Below are 21,264 nucleotides of genomic sequence, written 5' to 3'. Positions count from 1 at the left end.
AATGCCCCGCCCAGGCGATGACGCTGCGGCGCCGGCCGCGTGCGAGGAGTTGGTCATGAGCGCTGTCCCCCACGATGCCGCCGCCCAGGCGGCGCGTCGCCCGCTGCCCGAGACGCTGCTGGCCGCGCTGCGCACACGCTTCGGCGAGCGCTGCAGCACCGCCGAGGCGGTGCGCCTGCAGCACGGCCGCGACGAGTCGCCCTTCCCCGTGACGCCGCCCGACGCGGTCGTGTTCTGCGAGAGCAGCGACGAGGTTGCCGCGGTCGTGCGCCTGGCCGGCGAGCACCGCGTGCCGGTCATCCCGTACGGCACCGGCTCGTCGCTCGAAGGCCATCTGCTGGCCGTGCAGGGCGGGCTCAGCGTCGACGTCTCGCGTCTGACACGCATCCTGCGCATCGACGCCGACGACCTGACGGCCACCGTCGAGGCCGGCGTCACGCGCGAGCAGCTCAACGCCGAGCTGCGCTCGCTGGGCCTGTTCTTCCCGGTCGACCCGGGCGCCAACGCGTCGCTCGGCGGCATGGCCGCGACACGCGCCAGCGGCACGAACGCCGTGCGCTACGGCACGATGCGCGAGAACGTGCTGGCGCTGACCGTCGTCACCGGCCGCGGCGAGCTCGTGCACACCGGCACACGCGCCCGCAAGTCGGCCGCCGGTTACGACCTGACGCGGCTGTTCGTCGGCAGCGAAGGCACGCTGGGCGTGATCACCGAACTGACGGTGCGCCTGGTCCCGCTGCCGGAGGCCGTCAGCGCCGCGGTCTGCCACTTCCCCGACGTCGCGTCGGCGGTGCGCACGACGATCCAGACCATCCAGCTCGGCGTGCCGATCGCACGCTGCGAGCTGCTGGACGTCAACGCGGTGCGCGCGGTGAACCGCCAGTCGGGGCTCGCGCTGCGCGAGGCGCCGATGCTGCTGATGGAGTTCCACGGCAGCCCGGCCGGCGTCAAGGAACAGGCCGAGACCGTGCAGGCCATCGCCGCCGAGCTGGGCGGCGAGGACTTCGAGTGGGCCGACACGCCCGAGGAGCGCAGCCGCCTCTGGGCCGCACGCCACCGGGCCTACTTCGCCGGCCTGCAGCAGCACCCGGGCACCCGCTCGGTGACCACCGACACCTGCGTGCCGATCTCGCGCCTGGCCGAGATCGTCGAAGCCTCGGTGGCCGACGCCGAGGCCAGCGGCCTGCCCTACTACATCGTCGGCCACGTCGGCGACGGCAACTTCCACCTCGCCTACCTGGTGCGCGACGGCGACGCCGCCGAGCGCGCGACCGCCGAAGCGATGAGCGAACGCATGGTGCGCCGCGCGATCGCGATGGAAGGCACCTGCAGCGGCGAACACGGCATCGGGCTGCACAAGATGGCGTTCCTGGAAGAGGAAGCCGGCGCCGGCGGCATTGCGCTGATGCGCGCGATCAAGCAGGCGCTTGATCCATTTCAAATACTCAATCCGGGAAAGATATTCAGGAACTGAACGCCTCGTTCGATACCGGCCGAGAGACTGTCGAGATATCTGACAAGGTTGTTTCCAAACCTCCCCAAGAGGCGCGCAAGTCTTTGTCAAATAAAGACTTTTGCAGATATCCCTAGTTTGGCGCACGAATTGCTAACGATTCGCCGCAACACGGCGATCGTCCCGATCGCCTTCTGCGGATAACGCGTCAAAACTACGGAGGAACCTCAATGTTCGCGATCAAGTGGGCGGCCACGGCCGGCGTGCTGGCCCTGTCGGCCGTCAGCGCCCAGGCGGCCACGGTGACCCTGGACTTCGACACCGTCGTGACCGGGTCGCGCGCGCCCGGCGTCTGGTACGTCGACCGCGCAGCGCCGGCGGCCTTCGAGAGCGCCGAGTTCGACGGCGAGAACCGCCTCAAGGTGACGACCAACCCGGCCGGTGCCACCGCGGACTTCTACGCCACGCAAGGCCGCAAGTACGACCTGGCGCCCGACACCTACAAGCTGAGCGCGCAGCTCTGGATCGACGAAGAAGCGGCCAGCTACGGCGGACGCTGGGCCGGCCTGTGGGGCACGGGCATCAACACTGCCGGTGCGGTCAGCGCCTATCCGATCATCGAGTTCGCGTCCGGCGGCTTCCGCTTCTGGGACAGCAACGAGCCGGGCTCCTGGACGGTTCCGGTGGTGGCCGTCGGTGACGCCTTCGACCAGTGGTACACGCTGTCGATCACGCTGGGCGGCGGCGGCAGCTTCCTGTACGAGGTGTTCGACGGCGCCGGCGCGCTGTTCGCGTCGCACGCCTACGTCGCCCCGGGCACGACGGCGATCGCCAACGCGATCATCCAGAGCTACAACCACGGCCGCAGCACGGCCTACGACGTCTACTGGGACAAGCTCAGCTACGACGTGCCCGAACCCGGCACGCTGGCCCTGGGCGGCTTGGCGCTGCTGGCCGTCGCCGGCACGCGCCGTCGGCGCAGCCACTGAGACGGCCCGCCGGGCCCTCCAGACACGAAGCCCCGCAAGGGGCTTCGTCGTTTCAGGCCGGCGCCGGCACGTTCCAGCGCTTGGTGACGTCGCCGCGCGTGTTGACGCTCTCCAGGTGCACCGCGAAGCCCCAGAGCCGCGCGACGTGTTTCAGCACCTCGGCAGCGCTGTCGTGCAGCGGCCGGTCGTTGTGCTGGAAGTGGCGCAGCGCCAGCGAGCGGTCACCGCGCAGGTTGACGTTCCAGACCTGGATGTTGGGCTCGCGCGTGCCGAGGTCGTACTGGTGCGACAGCGCCTCGCGCACACGCCGGTAGCCGGCTTCGTCGTGGATGGCGCTGATCTCCAGCTCGTTCTGCTTCTCGTCGTCGAGGATCGTGAACAGCCGCAGGTCGCGCATCAGCTTCGGGCTCAGGTACTGGCCGACGAAGCTCTCGTCCTTGAAGTTGCGCATCGCCTGGTCCAGCGCCGGCAGCCAAGGCGTGCCGGCGATCTCGGGGAACCACTGGCGGTCCTCGTCGGTGGGCTTCTCGCAGATGCGCTGGATGTCGTTGTACATCGCGAAGCCGAGCGCGTAGGGATTGATGCCGCTGTAGGCACGGTGCCCGACCGGCGGCTGGTAGACGACGTTGGTGTGCGACTTCAGCCACTCGATCATCACGCCGTCGGTCAGGTAACCGTCGTCGTACATCGTGTTCAGCAGCTTGTAGTGCCAGAACGTGGCCCAGCCTTCGTTCATCACCTGGGTCTGGCGCTGCGGATAGAAGTACTGCGCGATCTTGCGCACGATGCGCACGATCTCGCGCTGCCAGGGCTCGAGCAGCGGCGCGTTCTTCTCGATGAAGTACAGCAGGTTCTCCTGCGGCTCCTCGGGGAAGCGCCGGCTCTCCTGTGACGGGGCGTCCTTCTCGGCGCGCCGCGGCAGCGTGCGCCAGAGGTCATTGACCTGCTGCTGCACGTAGGCCTCGCGGTCCTGGCGCTCGGCGAGCTCCTGCGCCAGCGACTTGCGGCTGGGCCGGCGGTAGCGGTCGACGCCGTGGTTGGCCAGCGCGTGGCAGGAATCGAGGAACAGCTCGACGGCCTCCAGGCCGTGCTTCTCCTCGCACTTGGCGACGTAGTCCTTGGCGTAGACGAGGTAGTCGATGATCGACGACGCGTCGGTCCACATCCGGAACAGGTAGTTGCCCTTGAAGAAGCTGTTGTGGCCGTAAGCGGCGTGGGCGATGACGAGCGCCTGCATCGCCATCGTGTTCTCCTCCATCAGGTAGCTGATGCAGGGGTTGGAGTTGATGACGATCTCGTAGGCCAGCCCCATGTGGCCGCGCTTGTAGTTCTTCTCGGTGGCGATGAACTCCTTGCCGTAGCTCCAGTGGCGGTAGTTCACCGGCATGCCGACGGACGCGTAGGCGTCCATCATCTGCTCGGCGGTGATGATCTCGAGCTGGTTCGGGTAGGTGTCCAGGCCGAAACGTTCGGCGGTCGCGCGGATGATCGCGTGGTACTTGTCGATCAGCTCGAAGGACCAGTCGCTCGGGCCGGGAAGGGGTTCGCCGGGCCGTTCGCCGGGCGGGATCGGCTCGGTGAGCAGCGTGCGCGCGGTGCCGTGTTTCATGCCGCCTGCTTCCCTTCCTTCTTGAACAGGTCGCGGAAGACCGGATAGATCTGGTCGGCGCTGGTGGCCTTGCGCATCGCGAAGTGGCGGTGCCCGGCCTGCAGCTGGGTGTACTCCTCCCAGAGGTTCTGCTCTTCCTCGGCGACCTGCACGTAGGCGTAGTAGCGCACCAGCGGCAGCAGCTTGTCGCCCAGCAACTCGCGGCAGCGGCCGCTGTCGTGGTGCCAGTTGTCGCCGTCGCTGGCCTGGGCGCCGTAGATGTTCCACTCGCTCGGGCTGTAGCGCGCGCGGATGATCTCCTCCATCAGCACCAGCGCGCTGGACACGACGGTGCCGCCGGTCTCGCGGGCGTGGAAGAAGTCGTGTTCGTCGACCTCCTGCGCCTGCGTGTGGTGGCGGATGAAGACCAGCTCGATGCGCTCGTAGTGCTTGGTCAGGAACAGGTACAGCAGGATGAAGAAGCGCTTGGACAGCTCCTTGCGCGCCTCGTCCATCGAGCCCGAGACGTCCATCAGGCAGAACATCACCGCCTTGCTGGTCGGCACCGGCACGCGCACCCGGTTGCGGAAGCGCAGGTCGATCGGGTCCAGGTAGGGGATGCGCTCGACGCGCGTGCGCAGCCGGGCGATCTCGTCCTCCAGCGCCTCGATCTCGCGTTCGGCGACGGCGTCGCCGGGCTGGAGTTCGGCCTTCAGCAACGCCAGCCGGTCCTCCAGCTCACGCAGCTCGCGCCGGCTGCCGGCGCCGATGGCGATGCGCCGGCCGATCGCGCCGCGCATCGAACGCACGACGTGCAGGTTGTTCGGCGTGCCGTCGCTGCTGAAGCCGGCGCGGTGGGTCTTCCACTCGGGCACCTCGGCGAGCTGGGTGCGCACCAGGTGCGGCAGCGCCAGGTCCTCGAAGAAGACCTGCATGAACTCTTCCTTGCTCAGCGCGAAGGCGAAGTCGTCTTCGCCCTCGCCCTGATCGCTGGCCTGCCCGCTGCCGCTGCCACCGCCACCACCGCCCTTGGGGCGCTCGATGCGGTCGCCGCGGATGTACTCCTGGTTGCCCGGATGCACGATCTCGCGCACCCCGCCCTGGCCGTGGCCGAAGACGGGTTCGCTCAGGTCGCGCTTGGGGATGTGGATCTCCTCGCCACGCTCGATGTCGCGGATGCCGCGGCCGTCGATCGCGCGTTTGACCGCCTCGCGGATCTGCTCCTTGTGCCGGCGCAGGAAACGCTCGCGGTTGCCGATCGACTTGTTCTTGCCGGCGAGCCGTCTGTCGATGATCTGCTGCATGGCATTACTCCCTCTCCCGCAGGGCGGGAGAGGGTTGGGGTGAGGGCTGGTGATGCGCCTGCACCCTCACCCCTGCCCTCTCCCGCAGACGGGAGAGGGGGAAGCTGCGTGCGGCGCTCGACGTCATCTCAGGAACTCTTGCGAACGCGCAGGTACCACTCGCACAGCAGGCGCACCTGCTTGGGCGTGTAGCCCTTGTCGACCATGCGGGTGACGAAGTCCTCGTGCTTCTTGGCCTCGTCGGCGCTGGCCTTGGCGTTGAAGCTGATGACCGGCAGCAGCTCCTCGGTGTTGGAGAACATCTTCTTCTCGATCACCGTGCGCAGCTTCTCGTAGCTGGTCCAGACCGGGTTCTTGCCCTGGTTGTTGGCGCGCGCGCGCAGCACGAAGTTGACGATCTCGTTGCGGAAGTCCTTCGGGTTGGCGATGCCCGCCGGCTTCTCGATCTTCTCGAGCTCGGCGTTGAGCGCCGCGCGGTCGAACACCTCGCCGGTGTCGGTGTCGCGGTACTCGTGGTCCTGGATCCAGTAGTCGGCGTAGGTGACGTAGCGGTCGAAGATGTTCTGGCCGTACTCGGAATAACTCTCCAGGTACGCGGTCTGGATCTCCTTGCCGATGAACTCGGCATAACGCGGCGCCAGCAGCTCCTTGATGAAGCCGATGTACTTCTGCTCGAGCTCGGCCGGGAACTGCTCGCGCTCGATCTGCTGCTCCAGCACGTACATCAGGTGCACCGGGTTGGCGGCGACCTCGGTGCTGTCGAAGTTGAAGACCTTGGACAGGATCTTGTAGGCGAAGCGCGTCGAGATGCCGGTCATGCCTTCGTCGACCCCGGCGTAGTCGCGGTACTCCTGGTAGCTCTTGGCGCGCGGGTCGGTGTCCTTCAGGTTCTCGCCGTCGTAGACCAGCATCTTGCTGAACAGCGAGCTGTTCTCCGGCTCCTTCAGGCGCGTCAGCACGGCGAACTGGCTCATCATCTTCAGCGTGCCCGGCGCGCAGGTGGCCTGGGCCAGCGACGAGTTGCGCAGCAGCTTCTCGTAGATCTTCACCTCCTCGCTGACGCGCAGGCAGTACGGCACCTTGACGATGTAGATGCGATCGAGGAAGGCCTCGTTGTTCTTGTTGTTGCGGAAGGCCTTCCACTCGCTCTCGTTGCTGTGGGCGAGCACGACGCCGTCGAAGGGGATCGCACCGAAGCCCTCGGTGCCCTTGAAGTTGCCTTCCTGGGTGGCCGTCAGCAGCGGGTGCAGCACCTTGATCGGCGCCTTGAACATCTCGACGAACTCGAGCAGGCCCTGGTTGGCCAGGCACAGGCCGCCGGAGTAGCTGTAGGCGTCGGGGTCGTCCTGGGCGTAGCTCTCCAGGCGGCGGATGTCGACCTTGCCGACCAGCGAGCTGATGTCCTGGTTGTTCTCGTCACCCGGCTCGGTCTTGCTGATGCCGACCTGGCGCAGGATCGACGGGTAGCGTCTGACGACCTTGAAGCGGCGGATGTCGCCGCCGTACTCCTCCAGCCGCTTCACCGCCCAGGGGCTCATGATGCGGTTGAGGTAGCGCCGCGGGATGCCGTACTCGCTCTCCAGGATCGGGCCGTCCTCGTCGGGGTCGAACAAGCCCAGCGGCGACTCGTTCACCGGCGAGCCCTTGATCGCGTAGAACGGCACCTCCTGCATCAGCTGCTTCAGGCGCTCGGCGATCGAGCTCTTGCCGCCGCCCACCGGGCCGAGCAGATACAGGATCTGCTTCTTCTCCTCCAGCCCCTGCGCTGCGTGCCGGAAGTAGGACACGACCTGCTCGATCGCGTCCTCCATGCCGTAGAACTCGGCGAAGGCCGGGTAGACCTTGATGATCTTGTTGGCGAAGATCCGCGACAGCCGCGGGTCGTTGCGCGTGTCGATGCTCTTCGGCTCACCGATGGCCTTGAGCATGCGCTCGGCCGCGGTGGCGTAGGCCAGCGGGTTGCGCTTGCATTCCGCGAGGTAGTCCTCGAGCGAGATCTCCTCCGCACTGAGGCGTTCGTAGCGCGCCTTCAGGTTGCCGATCACGTCCATGCGAGCTCCTGGTCGATGACGGCGAGGGCTGTCGGAGCCGCAGCGGCCCCGACTTCCTCGCCTGGGGAAGTTCTGATGAAGTCCCGGCTGTACGGGCCCAGGCTCCATCAGAGCTTTCCGTCACGCCAGCGGCATGGCCGCTTGCCTCGGCAGGCAGATCAATCCTGCCCTGCGCGGGCTACGATTTCCACCGGGTTTGGCCTGTCATCGACCGCCTGTTCCGAGGAATCCGCCGCACCCGCCTCTCGCAAGAGCCGTGCCCCACCAGGGGCGCAGACGACTCCTTCCGTCCCCGCGGCGCCCTGCCGTGGTGGAAGGCACGCCGGGACACGTCGCGCGCCCATCATGCGACGGCGGCGAAAAGCCTGCAGGCGGTTTGGCCTTGCGGGGTCAGGCGGCGATGGTGCTCGCGCACCGCGCGGGTGCGGCCCGGGGCGGGCCAGCGGCGTCAGTCCTCGGCCGCGCCCAGACGTTCCAGCAGACCGTTCAACTCGTCGAGCGAGCCGAAGGCGATCGTGATCTCGCCCGACTGCTTCCGGCCGCGGCTGCGCACGCGGATCTCGACGGCGGCGCCCAGCGTGTCGGCTAGGCGCTCCTCGAGCCGCAGCACGTCGCGCGACTTGCCGGCGGCGGCCTTCTCGCGCGGCGTGGGCTCGGGCCGCGACTGGCGCTGCACCAGCTTCTCGGCGTCGCGCACGCTGAGCTTGCGCGAGGCGATCTCGTGCGCCGCCATGATCTGCGGCGCGGCCTCCAGCGCCAGCAGCGCACGGGCGTGGCCCATGTCCAGGTCGCCGGCGAGCAGCATCTGCTGCACCGGGTCGGCCAGGTTCAGCAGGCGCAGCAGGTTCGTCGCGGCGCTGCGCGAACGGCCGACGGCCTGCGCCGCCTGTTCGTGAGTGAGTCCAAACTCTTGGACGAGACGCCGCAAACCCTGGGCTTCTTCCAGCGGGTTCAGGTCTTCACGCTGAATGTTCTCGATCAGCGCCATCACCGCCGCGGCCTCGTCGGGCACCGGCTTGACGAGCACCGGCACGCGGTCGAGCCCGGCGATCTTCGCGGCGCGGAAGCGGCGCTCGCCGGCGATGATCTCCCAGCGGCCCTCGGCCACCGGGCGCACGAGGATGGGCTGCATCACGCCCTGGCCCTTGATGCTCTCGGCCAGTTCGTACAGCGAGCCCTCGTCCATGCGCGTGCGCGGCTGGTAGCGGCCGGGCTCGAGCTGCTCCAGGCGCAGCGTCGTCGGCTGGCCGTCGCCGGCCGGCGTTTCGGAGACTTTGGGGCCCAGCAGCGCTTCGAGGCCCAGGCCCAGCCCCTTCGGTTTTTTGGTCGCCATGGTCGTGATTGTCACCGAGCGGCGACGGGCCCCAGCGCCGCGAGTCGCGCGACGCCTTCGGGCCAGTCGCCAAGGCCCGATTCGGCATTCAGATGGCCGCGTGCACCCAGGCTCTCGGCCGGCACGCCCCAGTCGGCGGCCAGCGCTTGCGAGGCGGCGGCCGAGGCGAAGGGGTCGTCCTCGCTGTAGAGCACGAGCGCGGCAAACGGCAAGGGCCGGCGCACGACGGGGCGCCAGCGGGCGACCGGCGGCGGCGTGTCGGGCTGGTCCAGATCCGGCGGCGCGACCAGCAGCGCGCCGGCGACGCGCTCGGTGTGCGAGGAGTGTGCCGCCCAGGCGGCGACGAGGTGGCAGCCCAGGCTGTGCGCGGCCAGCCGCACACGGCCCGGCGCGGCCAGCACGGCCTCTTCCAGCTGTGCCATCCAGTCGCCACGCAACGGCCACTGCCAGTCCGACTGCTGCACACGCTGAAAACCGTGCAGCGCCTCCCAGCGGCTTTGCCAGTGCTCCGGGCCGGAGCCCAGCCATCCGGGCAGCACCAGCACACGTTCGTCCAAGGTCATCACCTTGCCTTATCCTCGACTGTTCACCCCACGAATTGTGCGCGAGAGGCAGCGATGAACTACACGGTCTACGTCGACGGACAGGAAGGCACGACGGGCCTGCGTATCCACGAGTACCTGGCCGGCCGCTCGGACATCGAGTTGCTGAAGATCGCGCCCGACCTGCGCAAGGACGCCAGCGAACGTGCGCGCCTGCTCAACGCTGCGGACGTCGCCTTCCTCTGCCTGCCCGACGCCGCAGCGCGCGAGGCCGCGGCGCTGGTGACGAACCCGAAGACCTGCCTGATCGACGCCAGCACCGCGCACCGCACCGCGCCGGGCTGGGCCTACGGCTTCCCCGAACTGGCGCCAGGCCAGCGCGACACGCTGCGCGCCGCCAAGCGCATCAGCAACCCGGGTTGCCACGCGACGGCCTTCGTCGCGCTGCTGCGCCCGCTGGTCGACGCCGGGCTGGTGCCGGCCTCGCTGCCGGTCAGCGCGACGTCGATCACCGGCTACTCCGGCGGCGGCAAGAAGATGATCGAGCAGTACCAGGCCGGCGGCAACCCGGAACTGGACGCGCCGCGGCCCTACGCGCTGGGCCTGGCGCACAAGCACCTGCCCGAGATGGCGGCGCACACCGGGCTGGCCGCGGCGCCGCTGTTCGTGCCGGTGGTCGGGCCGTTCTACAAGGGCCTGGCGGTGTCGGTGCCGCTGCACCTGGCACAGCTGCCCGGCGTGACGCCCGAGGCGATCCACGCCGCCTACACGGCGCACTACGCCGGCGAACGTTTCATCCGCGTGATGCCGCTGCGCGACGCGGCGACGCTGGAACACGGGTTCCTCGACGTGCAGGCGGCCAACGACACGAACCGCATCGACGTTTTCGTCTTCGCCAGCGACACGCAGGTGCTGCTCGTCGCGCGCCTGGACAACCTCGGCAAGGGCGCCAGCGGCGCCGCGGTGCAGACGATGAACCTGCACCTCGGGCTGGACGAAGGCCTGGGGCTCTGAGGCGATCGCCACGGCAGCAAAACGGCGCCCCGCGGGGCGCCGTTTTCGTTTGTTGCCGCAGGCCGCCGGGCGGCCCGTGTTCCACGTGGAACATGAAGCTCCGGCGCGCGCCGGGGCCGCTCAGCCCAGCCGCGCCACCATCTCGCGTGCGAACTCGACGAAGGCCATCGCGCCCTTGCTCGACGGGTCGAAGGTGACGCCCGGCTGGCCGTAGCTCGGTGCCTCGGCCAGGCGCACGTTGCGCGGGATCACCGTGTTGAACACCTTGTCGCCGAAGTGCGCCTTCAGCTGCTCGGCCACCTGCTGCTGCAGCGTGATGCGCGGGTCGTACATCACCCGCAGCAGGCCGATCAGCTTCAGCTCGGGGTTCAGGTTGGCGTGCACCTGCTTGATCGTGTTGACCAGGTCCGACAGCCCTTCGAGCGCGAAGTACTCGCACTGCATCGGCACGACGACGCCGTGCGCGGCGCACAAGCCGTTCAGCGTCAGCAGGCTCAGCGACGGCGGGCAGTCCATCAACACGAAGTCGTAGTCGGCTTCGGCCGCGGCCAGCGCCTGCTTCAGGCGGCGCTCGCGGCGGTCGAGCTCGACGAGTTCGACCTCGGCGCCGGCCAGTTCACGGTTGGCGCCGAGCACGTCGTAGCCGGCACTGCTGCGCTGGCGCGCCTCGGCCACCGTCGCGCTCTCCAGCAGCACGTCGTAGACCGACAGCGGCAGGGCGCGCTTGTCGACGCCCGAGCCCATCGTCGCGTTGCCCTGAGGGTCGAGATCGACGACGAGCACACGTTGGCCGACCAGGGCCAGGCCGGCGGCGAGGTTCACGGTGGTCGTCGTCTTGCCGACCCCACCCTTCTGATTGGCGATGCAGAAGATCTTCACGATGCCACCAGCTTCAGGCCGAAGCCGATCAGGAACACACCGGCCAGGCGCTCCAGCGCCTTCGCCACGCGGCGGCGACGCCCGATCTCGTCGCCCATGGCGCGCGCCAGCAGGCAGACGATCAGACCGTAGGCGAAGGTCAGCGCCGCGATCGTCACCGCCATCGCCGCGAAGGTGATGGCACCGCGGTGGGCGGCCGGATCGATGAACAGCGGGAAGAAGGCCATGTAGAAGACGATGGCCTTCGGGTTGAGCAGGGTGATGAAGAAGGCCTGGCGGGCGTAGCGCCCCGGGGTGATCGGCACCGCCGCCGCCACGCCGCCGCGCGACACCAGCAGCTTCAGGCCCAGCCAGCCGAGGTAGGCAGCGCCCGCGTACTGCACCGCGGCGAACACCGTCGGATAGGCCGCCAGCAGCGCCGCGACACCAGCCACGGCCAGCCAGAGCAGCACCTGATCACCGACGATGACACCCAAGGTCGCCGCCAGCCCGGCACGCAGCCCGCCCTTGGCGGTCGAGGTCAGCAAAGCCAGGTTGCCCGGCCCGGGCAACGCGAGAAACAGCAGAACGGCCGCGCAGAACGCGCCGTAGTCGGCGATGCCGAGCATCGTGAACCCTCCAGGAAGCCGGGGAGCGTACCCCAGTTTGTGCAGCCCGCCCTGGCGTGGCCTCAGGTTTTGCGCATCCAGACCAGGCAGCGCTGCGCGTCCAGGCCCGGCACCGACAGGTGTTCCACGTGGAACACCTCGACGCCGGCCGGCAGCGCGGCGATCTCGTCGTCGGGCACCCTGCCCTTCATCGCCATCCAGCACGCGTCGGGCTTCAGCAGCGCCGAGGTCAGCGTGACAAAGTCGGCCAGCGACGAGAAAGCGCGTGACGTGACGACGTCGAACGGCGCAGCCTTCAGCTGCTCGACGCGCGCGTGCTGCGCCTGCAGCCGCGGCAGCCGCAGCTCGGCCGCCGCCTGGCGGATGAACGCCGCCTTCTTGCCGACCGTGTCGACGCAGGTCACGTCCCAGCCCATGATCGCCAGCACGACACCCGGCAGGCCGCCGCCGCTGCCGACGTCGAGCACGCGCCCGGCCGGCAGGCGCGCGGCCAGCGGCTTCACGACGGCCAGGCAGTCGGCCAGATGCTGGGTCAGCATCTGCGCCGGGTCACGCACCGCCGTCAGGTTGTAGGTGGCGTTCCAGCGCTGCAGCAGCGCCAGGTAACGCTCCAGGGCCTCGACCTGGCCCGGCGTGACCTCCAGCCCCAGCACCGCGCAGACCGCGGCCGGCGTCGTGGCGGTCATGCCGAGGCCTCGTCGGCGGTGAAGCCCTTGAAGCGGCCTTTCTTCAGGTGCACCAGCAGCAGCGAGATCGCCGCCGGCGTCACGCCGGAGATGCGCGAGGCCTGGCCCAGCGTCTCGGGCCGATGCCGCGTCAGCTTCTGCCGCACCTCGAAGGACAGCGCGGTGACCTGGGCGTAGTCCAGCTCCTCGGGCAGCTTCATCTGCTCGTAGTGCGCGGCGCGCTGCACCTCGTCGACCTGCTTGTCGATGTAGCCGGCGTACTTGATCGCGATCTCGGCCTGCTCGATCACCGCGTCGGCTTCGCGTGCGCCGTATTCGGCCTGCAATGTTCCACGTGAAACAACGTCGGGGACGCCGGCCGCGGCGGCCGCCGCCCACACCGCGTCGAAGTCGACGCCGGGCCGGCGCAGCAGGTCGGCGAGGTTGTACTCGTGCTCCAGCGCCTTGCCGATGAAACGTTCGGCGTCGGCGGCGGCCAGCGTCGCCGGCCGCACCCAGGTGCTCTTCAGGCGCTGCTGCTCACGCTCGAGGCGCTCACGCTTGCGGCAGAAGGCGTCCCAGCGCGCGTCGCCGACGAGGCCCAGCTCGCGGCCGATCGCCGTCAGCCGCAGGTCGGCGTTGTCTTCGCGCAGCTGCAGCCGGTACTCGGCGCGGCTGGTGAACATGCGGTAGGGCTCGGTGATGCCCTTGGTGACGAGGTCGTCGACGAGCACGCCGAGGTAGGCCTGGTCCCGCCGCGGCGTCCAGGGCTCGCGGCCCTGCGCCTGCAGCGCGGCGTTGGCGCCGGCGAACAGGCCTTGCGCCGCCGCCTCCTCGTAGCCGGTCGTGCCGTTGATCTGGCCAGCGAAGAACAGGCCGCCGATCGCCTGGGTCTCGAAGCTGGGCTTGAGCTCGCGCGGGTCGAAGTAGTCGTACTCGATCGCGTAGCCGGGGCGCAGGATGTGCGCGTTCTCCAGGCCCGGCATCGAACGGATCGCACCGAGCTGGACGTCGAAGGGCAGCGAGGTCGAGACGCCGTTCGGATAGAACTCGTGCGTCGTCAGCCCCTCGGGCTCGAGGAAGATCTGGTGCGAGCTCTTGTCGGCGAAGCGGTTGATCTTGTCTTCGATGCTCGGGCAGTAACGCGGGCCGACACCTTCGATGACGCCGGTGAACATCGGGCTGCGGTCGAAGCCGCTGCGGATGATCTCGTGCGTGCGTTCGTTGGTGTGCGTGATCCAGCACGGCAGCTGGCGCGGGTGCATCTCGGGCGTGCCGAGGAAACCGAACACCGGCACCGGGTCCAGGTCGCCGGGCTGCTCTTCGAGGCGCGAGAAGTCGATCGAGCGGCCGTCGATGCGCGGCGGCGTGCCGGTCTTCAGCCGGCCCTGCGGCAGCTTCAGCTCCTTCAGCCGGGCCGACAGCGTCGTCGCCGCCGGGTCGCCGGCGCGGCCGGCGCGGTAGTTCTCCAGCCCGACGTGCACCCGCCCGTCGAGGAAGGTGCCGGCGGTCAGCACGACGGCACGCGCGTTGAAGCGCAGGCCGATCTGGGTGACGACGCCGGTGACGCGGTCGCCTTCGACGATCAGGTCGTCGCAGGCCTGCTGGAACAGCCACAGGTTGGGCTGGTTCTCCAGCCGGCGGCGGATCGCGGCCTTGTAGAGCACGCGGTCGGCCTGGGCGCGCGTGGCGCGCACCGCCGGGCCCTTGCTGCCGTTGAGGATGCGGAACTGGATGCCCGACTCGTCGGTGGCTTCGGCCATTGCGCCGCCGAGCGCGTCGACCTCCTTGACGAGATGGCCTTTGCCGATGCCACCGATCGACGGGTTGCAGCTCATCTGCCCCAGCGTCTCGATGTTGTGGGTCAGCAGCAGCGTCGTGCAGCCCATGCGGGCGGCGGCGAGCGCGGCTTCCGTTCCGGCGTGACCGCCGCCGACGACGATGACGTCGAACGCTTGGGGATGCAGCATGAGGCCGCGGATTTTACGAGGGCACACTCACCCGGGCGGCTTCGTGTCGACGATCCCACCAGCGATCGAAGAAGTAGTGCGCGATCGTGTTGGCCACCGGCTCGATCAGGGTGATCGCCCCGGCGATCGCGATGCTGCCGGTGAGCAGGTAGCCGATGGTGAACGAGATGCCCACGTGCAGGACACCGAAAGCGGCGGACTTGGCCATGTCGGACTCCATTTGAGAATGGCTCTCATTCTGAAGACACGGCGCCCGGCCGGGGATCGATTGTCGGCATCACCGCGATAGCATGCGGACCATGCCCGAGCCCCTGCCCTGCCGCGAACGCTGCGCCGCCTGCTGCATCGCGCCGTCGATCAGCAGCGCGATCCCCGGCATGCCCGAAGGCAAACCCGCCGGCGTGCGCTGCATCCAGCTCGACGAGGCCGAACGCTGCCGTCTCTTCGGCCGCCCCGAACGCCCGGCCGTCTGCGGCGGGCTCGAACCCTCGGCCGAGATGTGCGGCGCTTCGCGCGAGCACGCGCTGGCCTGGCTCAACCGCCTCGAAACCGCGACCTCCCCGACGTGACCCCTGCCGCCGATCCCTCGCTGCACGAGCGCCTGCTGGCGCAGTACCCGATGCTCGCCGCGCTGCCGGCCGGCGAAGCGCAGGCCGTGCTCGCACGCGATGCGATGCATCTGACAGCGCCGGCGGGCATGCTGCTGTTCGACGAAGGCGCACCCTGCGGCGGCTTCCCGATGGTGCTCGGCGGCGCGGTGCGTGTCGCCCGCGGCTCGCCGGGCGGGCGTTCGCTGGAGCTGTACCGGGTGACGCCGGGCGAACTCTGCGTCGTCTCGGCGTCCTGCCTGTTCGGCCACGCGGCGATGAGCGCGCACGGCATCGCCGCCGAAGACACCGAACTCGTGCTGCTGAACCCGGCCGGCTTCGAACGCTGGTGCACGCACGCGCCGTTCCGCCAGTACGTCTTCGGCATCTTCGCCGACCGCCTGGCCGATCTGATGGCCTTGGCCGAGGCGGTGGCCTTCCAGCGCCTGGACCAGCGCCTGGCCGCCGCGCTGCTGGGCCGCGGCACGGTGCTGCGCGCCACACACCAGAGCCTGGCCGACGAGCTGGGCACGGTGCGCGAGATCGTCAGCCGGCTGCTCAAACGTTTCGAGCGCCAGGGCTGGATAGCCGTCGGCCGCGAGCGCATCGACCTGCTCGACAGCGCCGCGCTGCGTGCGCTGGCCGCCGGGGAAACGCCCCGCCCCGTGTGACTGCGGTCACCGACGCGCAGGAGCCCACCCGCGCACACTTCGACGCACGGCATTCCCGCCGTTCAACCGTCAGGAGTGAGCCATGAAATCCAATGTCGGCGGCATCGACCGCATTCTCCGCATCGTGCTCGGCCTCGCGCTGATCGGCATGACGCTCGCCGGTGTCATCGGCGTCTGGGGCTGGGTCGGCGTCGTGCCGCTGCTCACCGGCGCCATCGGCTTCTGCCCGCTGTACCCGCTGTTCGGCTTCAGCACCTGCCCGGTCAAGCGCTGATCATTTCAGCGCCGCGCTGCGCAGCGTGCGTGCCACGTAGGCCAGCGCCACCACGCTGAGCGCAGCGCAGACCAGCACCGGCGGCAGCAGGGCCGCCGCGTCCAGCGTCTCGCCGCGCAGCACGCGGTTCATCAGCGTCACCTGGCCCAGCGCCGGCACCCAGGTGAACCAGGCCGCGTCGCCTTCCTGGTTGAACACCGAGACCAGCGGCGCCAGCGACACGGCGAGCACGACGACCGTCGCGCTCGCCTGCGCCTCCTTGAAGCTGCGGCAGCGGATGGCCACCGCCATCAGCACCGCCGCCACCGCCGCCGCCAGCGGCAGCAGCAGCGCGACGAAGGCGCCGGCCTCGTAGGCGCCGTAGCGGAACAGCGCCGCCAGCGCGTCGTTGCGCAGCAACCATTGGCCGGGCAGGAAACTCGCCGCGCTGAGCACCGCGATCGCGACGCCCACCGCGGCCACCGCGCCCCATTTGCCGAGCACCAGCGCCCAGCGCGACGCCGGATTGCACAGCAGCGGCTCGAGCGAACCGCGCTCGCGTTCGCCGGCCGTCGTGTCCAGCGCCGCGTTCAGCGCGCCGTAGACCACGGCCATCAGCACGAAGAACGGCAGCATGGCCAGCAGCTGCGCGGCGCGCGAGGCCGGGTCGGCGAGGTCGCGGTTCTCGACCCGTGCCACCTGCACGAGTTGCGGCGCGACACCACGCAGCGCCAGCCGCAACGACGCCTGCTCCTGCACGAAACCTTCGATCAGGCGCTCGACACGCCGGCCGCCGACGGCCGAACGGGTGTTCGCGCTGTCGGCCACCAGTTCCAGCTCGACCGGCTCGCCGCGCGCCAGGCGCGCTTCGAAGTCCTTCGGCACGACGAGCACCGGGTCGCCCAGCGTGCGCGCCCGCAGCTGCGCCTCGTAGTCGGCGGGCGCCTCCTTCAGCGTCCAGGTCTGGCGCTCGACGTAGTTGCGCAGCGTCGGCGCTGCGGCGATGTCGTGCACCAGCAGCTCGCGCGCCTCGGCTCGCTCCTCCATCGACGACACCAGCGCCGACAGCAGCACCAGCACCAGCGGCCCCATCGCCACCGAGCTCAGCAGCACGGTGAGCAGCGTGCGCCGGTCACGCAGCGCGTCGACCAGCTCCTTGCGGAACACGGTCCAGGCGGACTTCAGCAAGCCGCTCATCGTGCCGCCTGCGCCTCGGCGCCGAAGGCCAGGCGCACGAAGGCTTCCTCGAAATCGGGCGTGCCGGCGCGCTCGCGCAGCTCGGCGACGCTGCCGTCGGCGACGACGCGGCCGTGCGCGACGACGACGACACGGTCGCACAGGCGCTCGACCTCCTGCATCACGTGCGTCGAGAAGACGATGCACTTGCCGGTCTCGTCGCGCAGCCGGCGCAGCGTGTCGCGCAGCGCACGCGTGGCCAGCACGTCCAGGCCGTTGGTCGGTTCGTCGAGCACGATGTTCGCCGGGTCGTGCACCAGCGCACGCGCCAGCGCGGTCTTCATGCGTTCGCCCTGGCTGAAGCCGTCGGTGCGGCGGTCCAGCAGCGGCACCATCTCCAGCAGCGTGGCCAGCGTCTCGGCACGCGCGTCGGCCGCCGCCGCGTCCAGGCCGTGCAGCCGGCCGTAGTACGTGATGTTCTCGCGCGCCGTCAGCCGCGGATACAGGCCGCGCGAGTCGCCGAGCACACCCAGCCGCGACTGGGCCTCGCGCGTGCGCGTCGCGACGTCGAGGCCGTCGACCTCGGCCGCACCCTCGTCGGCCGGGATCAGCCCGGACAGGATGCGCAGCGTCGTCGTCTTGCCGGCGCCGTTGGGGCCCAGCAGGCCGGTGATGCGGCCGTCGTCGGCGCGGAAATCGACGCCGTCGACGGCCAGCACGCTGCGCGCGGCCTTGCCGCGGCCCTGCACGAAACGTTTGCGCAGCCCGCGCACCTCGATCATCGCGGCCCTCCCGGCGGCACGAAGACGGCCGGCCGCGGCAGCGTCGCGGCACAGCCGAAGTCGACCGCCAGCGCATCGGCCTCGGTCTCGGCATCGATGAAACGGAACACCGCGTCGCGGATGCAGCCGACGGCCAGCACGCCATGGCCAGCCCCGGGCGCGACGACGTGACGCGCCTTCGGCCCCAGCGCCGCAGCCGTGCGGGCGCCGTGGCGCGGCGGCGTCACCGGGTCGGCACCACCGGACAGCAGCAGCGCCGGAACCGGGCTGGGCACGACGCGGTAGAAGGCCGGCGGCACCTCGCCACGCGGCCAGTCGCGGCAGGCCGCGGCGTACTCGTCGGCGAAGGTGCTGCCGAAGTCGCGCCCCGGCGCTTCGCCCGAGGCCGCACGCGGCGCGTCCTCGGCGCAGATCACCGAGAAATGCAGCGCCTGCGCGATGCCGCGCCCGCGCATGTCCAGGCCGCTGAAGGCCAGCGCGAACAGGCCGTCGAAACGTCCGGCCGCCGCCTCGGCGATCGCCGCCGGCAGCGCCGAAGTCCAGGCCGGCACGTACAGCGCCTGGCGCACCAGGCTGGCGACGAGATCACGCGACACGGCCAGCGTCTCGCGCCGGCCGGTGAACGGATGCGTGAGCTCCACCTCGCGCGGCAGCGACGCGAGCAGCGTGCTCCAGGTGGCGCGCAGCGCCGGGAAACGTGCGCGGCAGGCGGTGTCGAGCTCGCAGGCGTCGAGCAGGCCGTCCAGCGCGGCCTGGGCGTCGACCGACACCGCAGCCGGCAGCACCATGTCCGGCGGCGCGACACCGTCGAGCACCAGCCGGCGCACCGCCTGCGGGAACTGGCGCTGGTACTCCAGCGCCGCGCGTGTGCCGTAGGACACGCCGACGAGGTCGATGCGTTCGGCGCCGACGGCGCGCCGAACCGCGTCGACGTCCTGCACCGCCAGCGTCGTCGTGAAGAAACGCAGGTCGCCGTAGGGCAGCTTCTGCAGCCGTTCGCGGCAGCTCTTCAGCGCCGCGAGGCGGCGCGCCGGGTCGGCACCGGCGGCCAGCGGCCCCAGCGGGTCGCTGTCGGCGCAGTCCAGCGGCGCGCTGCGGCCGGTACCGCGCAGGTCGACGAGCACGATGTCGCGCCGGCTGCCCAGGCGCCCCATCAGGCGCTGCACCGTGCCGGCGATGTCGATCGCGCCCTGCCCCGGGCCGCCGGCGAGGAACAGCACCGGGTCAGGCTTGGGCCGGCGCGCCACCGCGGGCAGCACGGCGTAGTGGATGTCGACGGTCGGGCCGTCCGGTCGGGCCGGGTCCAGAGCGCGTTTGACGATGCCGCAGCGCGCCTCGTGTTCGACGCCGGGCAGGCGGCAGGCCTGCGTCGCGGCCACGGCTGGGCCGGCCAGCACGAGCGCGGCCAGGGCCGCCAGCAGGCGCAGCGGACGGCCGCTCACGCGAGCATGCGGCGCAGTTCGCCGCTGTCGTGCAGGCGCTTCAGGTCGTCGTAGCCGCCGACGAGCACGCCGCGCACGAAGACCATCGGGAAGGTCGGCCAGCCGCTCCACATCTTCAGCGCATTGCGCCGCCGCCACTGGCCGAGGTAGTGGCCGTAGTCCAGGTCGTGGTGGGCGATGCCGGCGGCGTCGAGCAGGCGCCGCGCCTTGCGCGGGAACGGGTTCCAGCCCATGCCGACGACGACGACAGCGTGGGCGGCGACCGCCCGCCGCACCTCGTCGACGAGGTCGGCGTGGTGGGCCGCGACACGGTCGCGGATCGCGGGGTGCAGATGCTCGTCGTCGAGGATGGCGCGCGGCATGGAGCGCGAGGGTATCAAAGCCCCGCGTCAGCCGGTGGTGCGCGGCTTCAGCAGCGTGCGGCAGGTGTCGCGCGCGCCGTCGGCCGCGGGCGCCTTGCGGCAGACGCCGTCCAGCCGCGCCTGCAGCCGCTTCATCACCGCGGCGTGGCGGCCGCCTTCGTTCCAGGCCACGAGCTTCGTGCCCATGCGCTGAAGCGAGCGCACGCTGCGGCCCTGGAAGGCACCGGCGTCGCGGCCGGCCTCGTCGATCAGCGTCGCGGCGGTGCTCTCGATGCGCGCACCGTCGTTCGGCGCCAGATCGACCAGCGCGGCGAGGTAGCCGCCGCCCCACTGCAGCCGCGTCGCCGGGCCTTCGCTCTTCTCGAAGGCCTGGCGGTACCAGCCCAGCGCCTCGTCGTTGCGGCCGAGCTTGCGCGCGTTGCCGCCGAGCTGGCTCATCAGGTAGTACGGCGAATGGCTCTTGGCGAGGTTGGCCTTCAGCAGCGCGTCGCTCTCGTCCCAGAGCCCGGCCCGCGCCAGCACGTAGGCGCCGCCGGTGATCACCGCCTGGCGCTCGTAGCCGTCGCTGATCTCGCGGTCGTCGCGGGCGATGTGCTCGCGCACCGCCTGGCGCAGCGCGGCGGGCAGCTCGGCCTTCACGGCGTCCTCGGGCGCACCCAGACGGGCGAGCTCGACGCGCGAGCCCAGCGCCCCCAGCCGGTCGGCACGCGACAGCGTGGTGTCGGCGGCCAGGCGCTGCAGCGCGCTGTCGAACAGCGGCACCAGCGGCGACTTCTCCGGCGCACCGTCGGCCAGCGCCCGCACCAGGTCGGCGGCGCTGCCGGCGAAGACGTCGGCATGGCGGCGTGCCAGCGCCGGCTCGGCGGCGACGCGGCGCACGCGTTCACGCAGCGCGGCATCGGCCTTCACGCCGCCCTTGCCTTCGTCGGCGACCAGCGCCTTCAGCCACAGCCGGGTGGCGGTCTCGTCGTCGGCAGCCGGCGCCGCGGCGGCCAGCTTCGCCAGCAGCGCGGCACGTTCGGCCGGTGCGACGACCCGGCCATCGTCGACGTCCCAGGCGTAGAAGGCCAGCGCGCGCCACTCGTGCGCCGACAGCGGGCGGCCGGCGGTGGCGTCGGCGACCAGCGCCTTCACCGGCCGGCCGGCGGCCAGCGCCTGCTGCAGCAGCGCCAGCACCTGCTCGGGCTCGGCTTCGCCGGGCAGGCGCGTGATCTCCTGGCCGTCGGGCGCGAACAGCACCATCGTCGGGTAGGCGCTGACGCCGAAACGTTTGCCCAGCTTCTGCGCGCCGGGGCGGTCACCGTCGACGTGCACGGCGACGAAGTCGCGCGCCTGCAGCGCGAAGTCCTGGCGGTTGAACAGCGTCGCCTTCAGCTGGTTGCACGGCGGGCACCAGGTCGCGCCCCAGTACAGCAGCACCGGCTTGTTCTCGGCGCGGGCCCGCACGAAGGCGCGGTCGACATCGGCGTCGGCGGCGGCCGCCACCCAGGCGACGTTTTTCGACGGCAGGCCGGGCGCCGCGGCGGCGGTTCCCCAGGCGAGGCAGACGGCGAGACAGCAGGCGGCGAGGCGGAGCTTCATGGCGGCGACGGCAG

At 70.5% G+C, this 21,264-nt stretch carries 21 protein-coding genes; 6 read left to right on the top strand and 15 right to left on the bottom strand.

The features are described from left to right. The first annotated feature begins 55 nt into the window (after positions 1-55). Both LOC65_RS08385 and LOC65_RS08380 read left to right on the top strand, forming a co-directional pair. Positions 56-1,474: an FAD-binding oxidoreductase gene (locus tag LOC65_RS08385; RefSeq protein WP_230247187.1), complete on the top strand. Its 1,419-nt coding sequence runs from the start codon at positions 56-58 to the stop codon at positions 1,472-1,474. Between the two features lie 209 nt (positions 1,475-1,683). After that, positions 1,684-2,442 (top strand): PEP-CTERM sorting domain-containing protein, encoded by a 759-nt coding sequence (locus LOC65_RS08380; protein WP_206023479.1) that lies wholly within the window; start codon positions 1,684-1,686, stop codon positions 2,440-2,442. 52 nt (positions 2,443-2,494) lie between these two features. Here the strand turns inward: LOC65_RS08380 and LOC65_RS08375 are convergent, their stop codons facing one another. The 5 genes from LOC65_RS08375 to LOC65_RS08355 all read right to left on the bottom strand — a co-directional run bounded on the left by LOC65_RS08375 (position 2,495) and on the right by LOC65_RS08355 (position 9,281). Continuing rightward, the gene (locus LOC65_RS08375; protein ID WP_009856239.1) at positions 2,495-4,051 is read right to left on the bottom strand and encodes a SpoVR family protein; all 1,557 of its coding nucleotides are present in this window, start codon (positions 4,049-4,051) and stop codon (positions 2,495-2,497) included. Further along, positions 4,048-5,334: a YeaH/YhbH family protein gene (locus tag LOC65_RS08370; RefSeq protein ID WP_230247186.1), complete on the bottom strand. Its 1,287-nt coding sequence runs from the start codon at positions 5,332-5,334 to the stop codon at positions 4,048-4,050. Before LOC65_RS08370 ends, LOC65_RS08375 begins: the two co-directional genes overlap by 4 nt. Before the next feature lie 128 nt (positions 5,335-5,462). Continuing rightward, on the bottom strand, positions 5,463-7,385 hold the full coding sequence (locus LOC65_RS08365; protein ID WP_230247185.1) for a PrkA family serine protein kinase: 1,923 nt from the start codon (positions 7,383-7,385) through the stop codon (positions 5,463-5,465). Positions 7,386-7,833: 448 nt separating this feature from the next. Continuing rightward, a complete protein-coding gene (locus LOC65_RS08360) occupies positions 7,834-8,718 on the bottom strand; it encodes a ParB/RepB/Spo0J family partition protein (RefSeq protein WP_009856032.1) in 885 nt (294 codons plus the stop codon). 11 nt (positions 8,719-8,729) lie between these two features. Then, positions 8,730-9,281, bottom strand: a complete 552-nt coding sequence (locus LOC65_RS08355; protein WP_230247184.1) for an alpha/beta hydrolase — start codon at positions 9,279-9,281, stop codon at positions 8,730-8,732. Between the two features lie 54 nt (positions 9,282-9,335). On the opposite strand from LOC65_RS08355, the gene argC reads away from it, so the two are divergent. Then, on the top strand, positions 9,336-10,274 hold the full coding sequence (gene argC / locus LOC65_RS08350) for an N-acetyl-gamma-glutamyl-phosphate reductase (RefSeq protein ID WP_230247183.1): 939 nt from the start codon (positions 9,336-9,338) through the stop codon (positions 10,272-10,274). Positions 10,275-10,394: 120 nt separating this feature from the next. Here argC and LOC65_RS08345 read toward each other — a convergent pair whose 3' ends face one another. From LOC65_RS08345 to LOC65_RS08325, 5 genes are all read right to left on the bottom strand, one after another. Then, positions 10,395-11,156, bottom strand: a complete 762-nt coding sequence (locus tag LOC65_RS08345; RefSeq protein ID WP_230247311.1) for a ParA family protein — start codon at positions 11,154-11,156, stop codon at positions 10,395-10,397. Beyond that, positions 11,150-11,761: a LysE family transporter gene (locus LOC65_RS08340; RefSeq protein ID WP_009856028.1), complete on the bottom strand. Its 612-nt coding sequence runs from the start codon at positions 11,759-11,761 to the stop codon at positions 11,150-11,152. The genes LOC65_RS08345 and LOC65_RS08340 overlap by 7 nt, the downstream gene beginning before the upstream one ends. A 62-nt stretch (positions 11,762-11,823) precedes the next feature. Further along, the gene (gene rsmG / locus LOC65_RS08335) at positions 11,824-12,447 is read right to left on the bottom strand and encodes a 16S rRNA (guanine(527)-N(7))-methyltransferase RsmG (protein ID WP_230247182.1); all 624 of its coding nucleotides are present in this window, start codon (positions 12,445-12,447) and stop codon (positions 11,824-11,826) included. Then, positions 12,444-14,396 (bottom strand): tRNA uridine-5-carboxymethylaminomethyl(34) synthesis enzyme MnmG, encoded by a 1,953-nt coding sequence (mnmG, locus tag LOC65_RS08330; protein ID WP_230247181.1) that lies wholly within the window; start codon positions 14,394-14,396, stop codon positions 12,444-12,446. Before mnmG ends, rsmG begins: the two co-directional genes overlap by 4 nt. A 13-nt stretch (positions 14,397-14,409) precedes the next feature. Beyond that, positions 14,410-14,604 (bottom strand): DUF2061 domain-containing protein, encoded by a 195-nt coding sequence (locus LOC65_RS08325; RefSeq protein ID WP_037289928.1) that lies wholly within the window; start codon positions 14,602-14,604, stop codon positions 14,410-14,412. 91 nt (positions 14,605-14,695) lie between these two features. Here LOC65_RS08325 and LOC65_RS08320 point away from each other — a divergent pair, with 91 nt between their 5' ends. From LOC65_RS08320 to LOC65_RS08310, 3 genes are all read left to right on the top strand, one after another. Further along, entirely contained in the window at positions 14,696-14,965 is a 270-nt protein-coding gene (locus LOC65_RS08320; RefSeq protein WP_164962426.1) for a YkgJ family cysteine cluster protein, read from the top strand. After that, positions 14,962-15,654, top strand: coding sequence for a Crp/Fnr family transcriptional regulator (locus LOC65_RS08315; protein WP_230247180.1), 693 nt, complete (start codon positions 14,962-14,964; stop codon positions 15,652-15,654). Before LOC65_RS08320 ends, LOC65_RS08315 begins: the two co-directional genes overlap by 4 nt. Positions 15,655-15,736: 82 nt before the next feature. Continuing rightward, positions 15,737-15,928, top strand: coding sequence for a DUF2892 domain-containing protein (locus LOC65_RS08310; RefSeq protein ID WP_230247179.1), 192 nt, complete (start codon positions 15,737-15,739; stop codon positions 15,926-15,928). On the opposite strand, the gene LOC65_RS08305 is transcribed toward LOC65_RS08310, so the two are convergent. From LOC65_RS08305 to LOC65_RS08285, 5 genes are read right to left on the bottom strand one after another with little or no spacing between them, the layout of a single operon-like run. Continuing rightward, positions 15,929-17,104, bottom strand: a complete 1,176-nt coding sequence (locus tag LOC65_RS08305) for an ABC transporter permease (RefSeq protein WP_230247178.1) — start codon at positions 17,102-17,104, stop codon at positions 15,929-15,931. After that, a complete protein-coding gene (locus tag LOC65_RS08300; RefSeq protein WP_164962423.1) occupies positions 17,101-17,865 on the bottom strand; it encodes an ATP-binding cassette domain-containing protein in 765 nt (254 codons plus the stop codon). Before LOC65_RS08300 ends, LOC65_RS08305 begins: the two co-directional genes overlap by 4 nt. Further along, positions 17,862-19,307 (bottom strand): alpha/beta hydrolase, encoded by a 1,446-nt coding sequence (locus LOC65_RS08295; protein WP_009856019.1) that lies wholly within the window; start codon positions 19,305-19,307, stop codon positions 17,862-17,864. Before LOC65_RS08295 ends, LOC65_RS08300 begins: the two co-directional genes overlap by 4 nt. Continuing rightward, positions 19,304-19,669 carry a glutaredoxin domain-containing protein gene (locus LOC65_RS08290; RefSeq protein WP_009856018.1) on the bottom strand — a complete coding sequence of 122 codons (366 nt, stop codon included), beginning with the start codon at positions 19,667-19,669 and terminating at the stop codon, positions 19,304-19,306. The genes LOC65_RS08295 and LOC65_RS08290 overlap by 4 nt, the downstream gene beginning before the upstream one ends. Positions 19,670-19,696: 27 nt before the next feature. After that, a complete protein-coding gene (locus LOC65_RS08285; protein ID WP_164962421.1) occupies positions 19,697-21,250 on the bottom strand; it encodes a thioredoxin family protein in 1,554 nt (517 codons plus the stop codon). Between the last annotated feature and the right edge of the window lie 14 nt (positions 21,251-21,264).

It is taken from the genome of Rubrivivax sp. JA1055 (assembly GCF_020966565.1).
In the GTDB taxonomy this organism is placed as follows: Bacteria; Pseudomonadota; Gammaproteobacteria; order Burkholderiales; family Burkholderiaceae_C; genus Rubrivivax; species Rubrivivax benzoatilyticus.
The sequence above is the reverse complement of the archived record's forward strand: the minus strand, read 5'-3'. Positions and strand labels throughout refer to the sequence as shown.